This is a genomic window from Candidatus Latescibacter sp. (assembly GCA_030692375.1).
Taxonomy (GTDB): Bacteria; Latescibacterota; Latescibacteria; order Latescibacterales; family Latescibacteraceae; genus JAUYCD01.
Genome location: JAUYCD010000113.1, coordinates 1 through 11,247, shown reverse-complemented (window position 1 = coordinate 11,247; position 11,247 = coordinate 1). Strand labels below are relative to the sequence as shown.

Genomic DNA, 11,247 nt, shown 5'->3' with positions numbered 1-11,247 from the left:
AAACATCTTCAAAGTTACCTGAATGAATTTTGTTATCGCTTTAACCGGCGATTCAATGAATTACTGATTACTGACAGACTCTTAACTGCTTGTCTGAATACCTCCACTATTACCTATGCGGAGTTAACTCGATAAGCGAATATTATAATTTGTATTGAAAAAAAAGTAATTAAACATTGCTATTAACCTTTCATGGGAAGGTTGATATGGCTTCTGCTATATGTCTAAAATGTTCTGAAGATATACATTACCGTCCAGTCGATTACGCCCATTATCCTCTACCGCCGGGTGTGATGTAATGAACCGTAATGAAAAGATTGCATGGTATAACCTGGCCGTTTGCATGATAACGGCAATGGTGTATATAATTCTCTTCCTTGCGTTCGAGGATAAAATCGGAGCAGCCCGCGCTTCGAAGGCAGCATTGGCCGCTTTTGCGCTGTTAGCACTCGTAGCATTTGGTAAAACATTGTTTAAGCAGAGAAATCGCAGCGAGTTCATCACAATCGATGATCAGGGCACGGTAACCCATTACCCATATAAGAAATTCCTAATCGCAGGTCTCATTCTCAGTTTCGTAATCTTTTTTATGATCCTTTTCTTGATCATCATAAAGGTGCCTTATAACCCTGCATTGATGATATCAATTTCCATGTTCAATGCCGTAGCTCTAAGTGTTTTGACTTTTCTTTATTACAAATTGCGTAAACGGTCTACTTTTGAATCTGAACCGGAGACCTCTGAACTTTATCAGCAAGGGCCTGACATGGATGAACGCGATATAGTTATTTTTAATAGGGCTCGAAATGCAGGAATAGTGACTTTCTTTTGCTTTTTTATCTTCGGGCTGATTGGAATTTCTCTCTGGATGCAGAACCGGATTGGGAGTACTGCCTTGATAAATTTTCAACTTATACAATATCTGATATGGCCTTCAGCTCTTGTTTTTATAGTAAGTCAGTCTATCACTTCCATCGTCCTCTACCGTCGCGGGGGTGGTCCAAGGCGAAAGCTGAGATCATAAGCCGCATACGTCAGCTTCTGTTCTATTTCTGGGGACGAACTCGCATGACCAGATAAGAAAAAATATCGTGGTATACTCTTGTTTCTTTCTTCTCTGCGCTTTGGGATTCGCCCTGTTTACACCGTTTATCGGGTTCAATTCTGCGCTGACGATCTTTGCCCTGATAGGCACAGCCATTTTTACTGAAAATTCAAAATAACTGTTAAAGATTCGTCGAAACTAGTTGATTCAAAGAGAAGATATCACATCTTTAGAAATTTCACTTATAAAAATCCTTTTGCCGTTATATACTGAGAAAATGTCTTTTACATTATTTTCCTTTTATAAATCCACACATCTCGCCCATTCAATACCCTTGATGGATTTTATTTCCTCAAGAGTAGGCTTGTCTACCTGCTCGTCCGTGCTGAGCACCACGATTGCATCGCCCGCCTGCGACATCCGCGCCCAGGTCATATGGGCGATATTGATGCCCTTTCGACCGAGAACGGTGCCGATGTCTCCGATCAGCCCCGGCCGGTCCTTATTCCCGCAGATAAGAAAGTAACCCTGGGGGACAAACTCGAGATCATAACCCTCGAACCGCACGATGCGCAGATCTTTCTTCCCGAAAACTGTACCGAGAAGCGCCATTTCTCCCCCGGTAGTATTGATACCGACCTCGAGAGCGCTCTTGTAATCCTTCTCCTCGGAGGATTTAATCTCGTCCACCCTGATGCCCAGTTTATCGGCGGTGCGCTTGGCATTGATCAGGTTCACTCCTTCGGAATATCCCCTGGTCAATAAACCTTCGAGAACGGAAGAAGTGATGGTCCAGGAGTCATATTTGCGTATGTCACCGTAATAGGTAATGTCTATGCCGGAGAGCTGTCCCTCGCCAAGCTGGCCGAGGAGGGAACCCATACGCTTTCCCAGCTCGATATACGGTTTTATCTGCTCGAATACATCGGGAGGCAGCGGGGGCATGTTCACCGCATTCCTTACCTCTCCTTTGAGGAGAAAATCTTTCACCTGCTCGGCGATCATCACCGCCACAATATCCTGGGCTTCGGTTGTGGAAGCGCCGAGATGCGGGGTGCTCACCACCTTCTCGCTTTTGACCAGCGGATTATTCTCCGGAGGTTCATGCTCATAGACATCGAGCGCCGCTCCGGCCACTTTGCCGGATTCCAGAGCGGCATACAGAGCCTGCTCATCGACGATGCCGCCCCGCGCGCAGTTGATGATCCGCACTCCATTTTTACATTTGGCAATGGTCTGGGCGTTGATCATGTGCTTTGTATTGTCGGTCAGCGGCGTATGTACGGTGATGAAATCGGCTTCCTCCCAGACCCGGTCGAGCGTGGAGAGTTCTATGCTCATCCGCTCGGCCATTTCACGGGAAATAAATGGATCGACTCCGAGCACCCTCATCTGGAAAGCGAGCGCCCGCTGCGCCACCGCTCGGCCGATATTCCCGAGCCCGATAATCCCGAGGGTCTTGCCACGGAGCTCCACACCCATGTATTTTTTGGGATTCCAGTTTCCTTCCTTTACCGATTTGTCCGCCTGGGAAATGTTCCGGGCAAGGCACATCATGAGTGAAAACGCGTGTTCGGCGGTGGATACCGTGTTTCCGCCGGGAGTGTTCATGACCACTATTCCCTGGTCGGTGGCCTTTTTCACATCGATGTTATCCACTCCGGCGCCGGCGCGGCCGATCACTCTCAATTTCTCGGCGGCTTCCAGAAATTCTCCCTTTACTTTTGTGGCGCTTCGCACGATAAGAGCATCGTATTCACCTATTATTTTCTTGAATTCCTCAGGGGTCAGCTTGGTATTGAAGGTAACTTCGATGTCTTCCGCCGCCCGGAGGATTTCCACACATTCCCTGGAGACGTTATCGCTGATGAGCACTTTATACATCATTCAAACTCCTGTCTCTTTTATCTTTCGATCAGTACCTTTTGCGCGGCTTTGAGAGAACTGCCCGCCTCGAAAGCATATCCGGTTTCCCTGAGAGAAAATTCAAGGCCGGAAAGCGCCGCCAGGACATCGTATTCATCCAGATAGCCTATGTGGGCGATGCGGACGATCTTTCCCTTGAGCGAATCCTGGCCCCCGGCAGGGAAAATGCCGTTCTTCTTCAGCGCTTTCACCAATTTGCCGCAGTCTACACCTTCTGGGATAGAAATGGTGGTGAGAACATTTGAATAATCTTTCGGAAAAATTCCGAGCCCGAGAGCCCTTACCCCTGCCCGCATGGCTTGGGCGACGAGAGCATGACGTTTCCAGATATTTTCCAGCCCCTCGTTAAGGATCATGTTCAGAGATTCCTGCAGCCCCACTAAAAGGGTGACCGGCGGTGTGAAAGGGTTCTGGTTTTTGTCCATGGATTTCTTGTATTTCCGGAGATCCCAGTAATACCGGGGCAGGTTGGCGCGTTCCATAAGCCTCCAGGAATCCCTGGCGACAGAGATAAATCCCAGTCCCGGAGGTAGCATGATGGCTTTCTGCGAGCCGGAAACCACGATATCGATTCCCCAGTCATCCGGTCTCAGCTCGTGCACCCCGAGGCCGGAAACCGCATCGGTCACCAGAGCGGCGTCATAATCCCTCATGACCTCTCCCAGAGCTTTCATATCGGTGAACACGCCGGTCGAGGTTTCGGACTGGGTGGTGAAGACAGCCTTGACTCCGGGATTGGAATCCAACGCTTTCTTCAGCGCCTCCGGGGTCACCGCATATCCCCACTGCACATCCAGGGGGATGGTTTCAATGCCGTATGCGGTGCAGATTTCATACCACCTTTCCCCGAATTTCCCGCCGCGGACCGCTATGGCCTTGTCGCCACGGGCGAGGATATTGACCACCGCGGCTTCCATGGCGCCGGTCCCCGAGGAAGCCAGGGTAATGACATCTCCCTCGGTCAAAAACAGTTTCTTCAGCTTTCCGCAAATATCGGCGAAGAGAACCTCGTACTCAGGAGTGCGGTGATGGAACACCGGTTCGGCCATCTTGAGGAGAACTTTTTCCGGGACCATGACCGGGCCGGGGGTAAACAGGCGCGTCTTCATGAATATCTCCTAAAATTTATAGATACATATAGACCCTGAAACGAGTTCAGGGTGACCTCGTCATGCCGAACTTGTGGAACGATTAAACCGTTTCGGCATCGAAAGGGTTTATCACAACCCTTTCGATCCAGGAATGGACGGAATCAAGACCCATTCCTGTGCGGGCGGAAAATATCACCATATTCTCCACCCCAAATTCCTCCCCATATGTTGTATGTATCACGGCTCTTTCCCTTGCGGTCAGCTTGTCCGCCTTGGTGAAAACATACAGCGCATTTCCGCCCCGCTTTTTTATCCATTCGATCATGATAAAATCTCCCCCGGTGGGACCGTGCCGGGCATCCAAAAGCTGGATAATTCCCCGGAAAGCTGCACGGTTCTCCAGGTACGGATTCACCAGGGCGGCGAAAAGATTTCTTTCCGTTTTTGGCACCTTCGCATAACCATACCCCGGAAGATCAACCAGGTAGAATCCCGCATCTGTCAGGTAGAAATTAAGGGCGCGGGTCATTCCGGGCTTCCGGGAGGTCCGTGCCAGGCTGTGACGGTTTGCAAGACAGTTGATCAATGAAGATTTACCCACATTCGACCTTCCGGATATACATATCTCCGGTAATCCGGAAACAGGCAGATCCTTCAGGGAAAATACCGAACGATAAAATTCCAGATGTATACTTGACGTCATAGATAATTGTTTTTTCGGTTATGTCGTTAAGTAAGCTAAAGAGATCATCCGAAGGGTTAATCCCCCCTACCCCCCTTATTAAGGGGGGAAAAAGAAAATTGTAGTAATATGTAAACATTTATTAGGATTTGACAGAATCCTCTCCCTAAATTCCCCCCTTAATAAGGGGGGATGCCGAAGGCAGGGGGGATTTTAAAGACACAGAAGCACTCAATTCTCTTATTTACTGTATGCTGCTGACTTAACGACATAACCGAAATTGTTTTTCGAAATAGAAGCGGGAACGATGAAACCGTTTCAGGATCTAACCAGCGCATGGAGAAGGACATCTTCGATATGCTCCGCAAGAATAAAGGTAAGGTTTTTCTTTATCTCATCCGGGAGATCGCCCAGATCGGCTTCATTCTTTTTTGGAATGATCACCGTTTTTATTCCGCTCCTTTTGGCGGCCAGTGATTTCTCTTTTATCCCTCCGATAGGAAGCACATTGCCTCTGAGAGTAATCTCTCCGGTCATGGCTACATTCCGCGATACCGGGATTCCGCTCGCCGCCGATACCAGGGAGGTTATGATCGAAACCCCGGCAGAGGGGCCATCCTTCGGAATAGCGCCCTCCGGCACATGGATATGCACATCCTTGTTGTCGAACGCGCCTTCACCTATTCCCAGGGCTGCCATGTTGGATTTGGCGTAGGTCAGCGCCGCCCGGGCGCTTTCCTTCATCACATCTCCCAGATGTCCGGTAAGGATAAGCTCGCCCTTTCCAGGCATGAACGAAGTCTCGATGTAAAGAATCTCTCCCCCGACCGGTGTCCAGGCAAGGCCGATTGCCATTCCGACCTGATCGATTTTTTCGATGCGTTTTTCCCGGACTTTCGGAATGCCGAGATATTTCTGGAGATTCCGGACGGTTATGACATGCTTCCCATTTTTTTTCCTGGACACCACCTCACGTGCTACTTTGCGGCAAATAGTGGCGATGGAGCGTTCGAGATTCCGCACCCCCGCCTCGGCGGTATACCGGTTGATTGTCTTGATAAGGGCTTCGCGATCGAAAGCGATAAGATTTTCAGTAAGCCCGCAGGCTTCCATCTGTTTCGGGATGAGGTGCTTTTCCGCTATACCGATTTTTTCATATTCCAGATAACCCGAAAGCTGGATGATCTCCATACGGTCCAGGAGAGGAATAGGAATATTGTCCTCGAAATTGGCAGTGGTAATGAACAGCACTTCGGAAAGATCGAAGTCCACCTCGAGAAAATGATCGCTGAAGCTGTTGTTTTGTTCGGGATCGAGCACCTCGAGAAGGGCCGATGACGGGTCCCCCCGGAAATCCATGCCGATCTTGTCGATCTCATCGAGGAGAAAAACCGGATTCCTGGTGCCTGCTTTTTTCATGTTCTGAATTATCCGTCCCGGAAGGGAACCGATGTAGGTCCGACGGTGCCCCCGTATTTCCGCCTCATCACGGATGCCGCCGAGGGAGACCCGCACGAACTTCCTCCCGAGCGCCCGGGCAACGCTCTTCCCCAGCGAGGTTTTCCCCGTTCCGGGAGGACCGGTGAAGCAAAGAATAGGACCCCGTATTTTTTTAGCCAGCTTGAGCACCGCCAGGTATTCGAGGATACGCTCCTTCGGTTTTTCAAGGCTAAAATGATCCTCATCCAGAATAGTCTTGGCCTTGTTTATATCCAGATTGTCCCGGGTGCGCTTTTTCCAGGGAAGAGAAAGCAGCCAGTCCAGGTAATTCCGAACCACGGTGGATTCAGGCGACATTATATGCATCTTTCGGAGCTTTGCCAGTTCCTCCATCGCCTTGTGAGAAGCCTCCTCCGGCATGCCGGATTTCTTGATGCGCTCCTCCAGATCCTTGATTTCGCCGTCGCTCTCGTCGTCCTCGCCCAGTTCTTCCTTGATAACCCGCATCTGTTCATGCAGGTAGAAGTCCTTCTGGGATTTCTGAAGCCGCTCACGTACCTCTTTGTCGATGGTCTGCTCAAGCTCCAGGATTTCGGTTTCCTCTACCAGAATGCCGGCCAGGATGGTCAACTGGTCACGGACAGTTGCTGTATCGAGGAGATTCTGCCTGATGTCCTGCTTCACCATGAGGTGCGCGGAAATGGTATCAGCCAGGCGTTGAGGATCATCAGCGGGGGGGAGATTCATGAGCACTTCATCGGGTATACCCTTGGAAAGCTTCACATAGGTGGAGAAACTGCCGGATACATTCCGTACCAGCGCCTTGAACCGTGAGGTGGCCTCCCCTTCTCTCTTCTGTATATTCACCTGGACCCGGTAGTGGTCCTCCGCCTTCTCCATGCCGGTTATCTCCCCGCGGACCAGGCCTTCAACCAGTACCTTGGCTGTCCCGTTGGGGAGCTTGAGCACCTGCAGCGCCCTTCCGACCACTCCTGTTCGATAGATGTCGTTCATCTGGGGGTTTTCGACTTCCGGATCTTTCTGGAGGACGAGAAAAATAAAGCGGTCCCTTACCAGGGCAGCCTGTAATGCCCCGATGGAAGATTCCCGCATAACGAGAATCGGTACTACCATGTAGGGAAACAGTACGACATCCCGGAGCGGCAAAAGGGGCATTTCCTCCGGAAAACTTGAGACATCTTCGGAATTGCGTTCTGACGATAGAATGGATTTATCCTTATTTTCGGGCATGTGGGACTACAGACTCCTTTTTCAGAGTATTTATCATGCTATCTTGAGAACAGCGCCGTCCCCGCTCTCGATAATAGGCATTGTGTTATTTTCAATTGTTTCCGCAGTAATAATTACCTTTTTTACTCCGGGCATCGAGGGGATGCGAAACATGATATCCATCATCGCCCTGCCCATTACACTCCTGAGACCCCGTGCGCCTGTGCCTTTATTAACGCTGATTTGAACCACCTTGTCCAGCGCTTTCGAATCGAATTCGAGATCGATGCCGTCCAGCTCGAACAAACGTTTGTATTGCTTTACAAGGGCATTCCTTGGTTCAGTGAGGATGTTCAAAAGGGCATTCTCATCCAGCTCATCCAGCGAGCAGTAGAGAGGCAGCCTGCCGATAATTTCCGGGATCAACCCGAATTTGTTCAGATCATCCGGCTCCACCCGGGCAAGGATTTCACCTATCTTCGAATCTTTGGCGGAATGCACTTCCGATCCGAATCCCATCGCTTTCTGGTATACTCTCCTTCGAACGATGGCATCCAGATTTTCGAAAGCCCCGCCGCAGATAAACAGAATATCGGTCGTATTTATCGCTACCATGGCCTGTTCGGGATGCTTGCGTCCTCCCTTGGGAGGGATATTGGACACGGTTCCTTCCAGTATCTTGAGAAGAGCCTGCTGCACACCTTCGCCGGAAACATCACGGGTAATTGACGGATTGGCCGATTTGCGGGCGATTTTGTCAATCTCATCGATATATATGATGCCGATCTGCGCACGCTCGAGATCATAATCTGCTGCCTGAAGAAGCCTGACCAGGATGTTTTCCACATCCTCGCCGACATATCCGGCCTCGGTGAGAATGGTCGCATCCGCTATGGTAAAAGGGACACGAAGGAGACGGGCCAGGGTCCGGGCCAGGAGAGTCTTGCCGGTTCCGGTGGGACCGAGGAGCAGGATGTTATCCTTCTCGATCTCCACTTCGTCATCCAGGGAACCTCTGTTCTTGATGCGCTTGTAATGATTGTATACAGCCACACTGAGCATTTTTTTGGCCCGTTCCTGCCCGATTACATACTGGTCAAGGCCGGATTTGATTACCTCGGGAGTGGGAATATCGAAATCCAGGACAAGCGGATGGGATTCGCCGCTCTCTCTGAGGATATCATAGCAGGTTCGGACACATTCGGAACATATCTGGACAGAAGGGCCAGATATTATTTTATCGACATACGAGGCATCTCTGCCGCAAAAAGAGCAGGATAAGCCGCCCTTACCCGGATTTTTGCGTATCATTTCTTGAATTCTGTCCTTTTGGTTATGATTGCGTCTATCAGCCCGTATTCCTTGGCTTCCTGGGGAGACATGTACTTGTCACGGTCGATGTCTTTCAGGATGTTCTCACGGGACTGCGAGGTTTTTTCGGCAAGAATGTCAACAATAATATCTCTGCTCTTAAGAATTTCTCTTGCTATAATCTCAATATCCACCGCCTGGCCTTTCCCGCTCCCCCAGGGCTGGTGTATCATGATCCGCGAATTGGGAAGACTGGTACGCTTCCCTTCGGCGCCCGATGCCAGGAGCACCGCAGCCATACTGGCCGCCAGGCCGAGGCAGGTGGTGTTCACTTCCGGTTTGACATACTGCATGGTGTCATAAATGGCAAGACCTGCATGAATGCTTCCTCCGGGGGAATTAATATACATGAAAATATCTTTATCCGGATCATCCGCCTCAAGAAAGAGAAGCTCGGCGGAAACCACATTGGCCATGATGTCGTCTATCTCTCTTCCTATAAATATAATCCTGTCTTTGAGAAGACGGGAAAAAATATCGTAGCTTCTCTCAATATGACCGGTTTGTTCAATAACATAGGGAATATAATTCATAAGAAATTCTCCTTTACCGGGGTTTAATGATTCTCGAAGGCTGAGGCGTCCTCTGAGCTGTCTCCACCCGTATGTCTGCGACGCTTTCCATCCATTTGTACGCCTTGTTCAGGGCGATTTCATCGCGCACCTCATCAATACGTCCATTTTTGATATACCGGCGCCTGAGTTCTCTTTCATTAACGCCTTCCAGCCGTGCAATGAGCTCCAGCCTTTCGGCAAGTTCTTCCTTGGTAACCTCAATCTGCTGTTTTTCCTTCACTACTTCCAGGACAAGGTAGCTCTGCACCCCTCTGACTGCATCAGGCCTTACCTGCGCACGGTATGAAGCTTCATCGATCTGCTCATCCGGCCTGGATTCACGAAGTTTTTTTAACTCGGAATGTATGATCTTCTCCACCATGCTGCCAGGCACCTCGAACGGATTCTGGCGGATGAATTCATCCATCAGGCTCTCACGCAGCTTCCGCTCGGAATTGTACTCGTACTGGCCGGCCAGATACTTCCGTGTTTTCTCCCGCAGATCGGCCAGATCGGCATAATTCCCAAAACTCCTGGCGAAATCGTCATCCAGCTCCGGAACGATATTTTCATGAATATGGACTATTTCAACATCAAACACTTCCGTTACACCAACCAGATTGGGATTGTCAATGGATTCATCGTAGGTAAACCGCACCACCCGGTGATCGCCTTTCTTCATACCCGCGATCTGACGGTCGAAATCCGGAGAAGGCGAACTCTGACCGTCGAGCGCCACCACCTGATCCGTCAACTTATCCCCGATGATGGGCAAACCTGAAGAATCGAGCTTCTGGAGGTTTATCACTACAATGTCGCCCTCACGGACCTCACGGTCGACCTCATTCTGGACAGCTTTCATGCGACGGTACCGCTCGAGGGTATTTTCCACATCATCGTCGGTGACTTCCAGAGCTTCTTTCGTTACAGCCAGTCCTTTAAAAACCTCAATGTCGATGGCGGGAAGCTCCTCAACCCCAACCATGAAGGAAACTGTGCTGTCCTCCCCGATTTTCAGATTCGAAATTTCAGGCTCGCCGGCGGGTTTCAACCCCTCAGATTCATACATTTCTTTCAGCACCTTGGGGATCAAACCCTTGACAGCCTCTTCCTGGATCGATGGGCCGAAGCGCCTCAAGAGCAGGGAATCGGGAGCTTTTCCTTTACGGAATCCGGGGATCTGGACTTCCCGTCTCAGTTTATTCACGGAGTTTTTAATTTCCGCATCGAACCTTTCCTGATCCACTTCCACATACAATTTTTTCTTGCAGCCGATAGTTTCCTTCAACTCAATCTTCATTTCATTCTCATTGGATTTAGGGATACTGTGCATGAAAGTTAAATATCGGGCTTCCGCTTTCTGCTCCTCGGATTCGGCCGACAAAGGAGTGGTGCGAAAGGGGGGATTTGAACCCCCATGGGCAATGCCCACCAGATCCTAAGTCTGGCGCGTCTGCCAATTCCGCCACTCTCGCATATATCTTAAACAAGCATAACAATATAAAATAAAATAAACTTGCTGTCAAGGAAGGGTTGCACCCTTCCCCCTCACTGAAACTCTTTTTTCGGAGTATGGGAAACGTTTTTGCACTCTTTATACGGCTGAACTGAAAATTCGTTCGTTTTCCCCTGATTATTTTCTAACATAACAATAATATATCCCTAATACTGTCCGGGTATCTTATCGCTGCATTCAGTTTGAAAGAATGTTGCCATGTATGAGAATAATGCTTCTTCACTCGTTTCAATTACCCAAATCTCAAATCTCGGTACTGTCAAAAGTATCATGAAAAAATAAGAAAGCTGTGGAAATGACGTAACCATTGAAAAGTCTTTGACTTTCCAACAGTTACTTGGAAAAACGTTTCACGTTTTCCCACATTACCACAGCTACTACAACAATACACG

9 protein-coding genes and 1 tRNA gene are annotated in these 11,247 nt (G+C 49.5%); 2 read left to right on the top strand and 8 right to left on the bottom strand.

From position 1 onward, the window contains the following. Both Q8O92_07320 and Q8O92_07315 read left to right on the top strand, forming a co-directional pair. Nucleotides 1–135 (top strand): IS1595 family transposase (locus Q8O92_07320; protein MDP2983121.1); only part of this gene is annotated, 135 nt, incomplete at its 5' end. 163 nt (nucleotides 136–298) lie between these two features. Then, nucleotides 299–1,024 carry a hypothetical protein gene (locus Q8O92_07315; GenBank protein ID MDP2983120.1) on the top strand — a complete coding sequence of 242 codons (726 nt, stop codon included), beginning with the start codon at nucleotides 299–301 and terminating at the stop codon, nucleotides 1,022–1,024. Nucleotides 1,025–1,345: 321 nt separating this feature from the next. Here Q8O92_07315 and serA read toward each other — a convergent pair whose 3' ends face one another. From serA to Q8O92_07275, 8 genes are all read right to left on the bottom strand, one after another. Continuing rightward, nucleotides 1,346–2,932 carry a phosphoglycerate dehydrogenase gene (gene serA, locus Q8O92_07310; GenBank protein ID MDP2983119.1) on the bottom strand — a complete coding sequence of 529 codons (1,587 nt, stop codon included), beginning with the start codon at nucleotides 2,930–2,932 and terminating at the stop codon, nucleotides 1,346–1,348. Nucleotides 2,933–2,949: 17 nt separating this feature from the next. After that, nucleotides 2,950–4,080: an alanine--glyoxylate aminotransferase family protein gene (locus Q8O92_07305; protein MDP2983118.1), complete on the bottom strand. Its 1,131-nt coding sequence runs from the start codon at nucleotides 4,078–4,080 to the stop codon at nucleotides 2,950–2,952. Between the two features lie 82 nt (nucleotides 4,081–4,162). Beyond that, entirely contained in the window at nucleotides 4,163–4,765 is a 603-nt protein-coding gene (gene yihA / locus Q8O92_07300; protein ID MDP2983117.1) for a ribosome biogenesis GTP-binding protein YihA/YsxC, read from the bottom strand. A gap of 297 nt (nucleotides 4,766–5,062) precedes the next feature. Beyond that, a complete protein-coding gene (gene lon / locus Q8O92_07295; protein MDP2983116.1) occupies nucleotides 5,063–7,435 on the bottom strand; it encodes an endopeptidase La in 2,373 nt (790 codons plus the stop codon). 33 nt (nucleotides 7,436–7,468) lie between these two features. Then, entirely contained in the window at nucleotides 7,469–8,725 is a 1,257-nt protein-coding gene (gene clpX / locus Q8O92_07290) for an ATP-dependent Clp protease ATP-binding subunit ClpX (GenBank protein MDP2983115.1), read from the bottom strand. After that, complete coding sequence (locus Q8O92_07285) at nucleotides 8,722–9,318, bottom strand: ATP-dependent Clp protease proteolytic subunit (protein ID MDP2983114.1); 597 nt, start codon at nucleotides 9,316–9,318, stop codon at nucleotides 8,722–8,724. Before Q8O92_07285 ends, clpX begins: the two co-directional genes overlap by 4 nt. 13 nt (nucleotides 9,319–9,331) lie before the next feature. Further along, on the bottom strand, nucleotides 9,332–10,639 hold the full coding sequence (gene tig, locus Q8O92_07280; GenBank protein ID MDP2983113.1) for a trigger factor: 1,308 nt from the start codon (nucleotides 10,637–10,639) through the stop codon (nucleotides 9,332–9,334). 89 nt (nucleotides 10,640–10,728) lie between these two features. Further along, nucleotides 10,729–10,814 (bottom strand) — tRNA-Leu (locus Q8O92_07275). Nucleotides 10,815–11,247 lie beyond the last annotated feature (433 nt).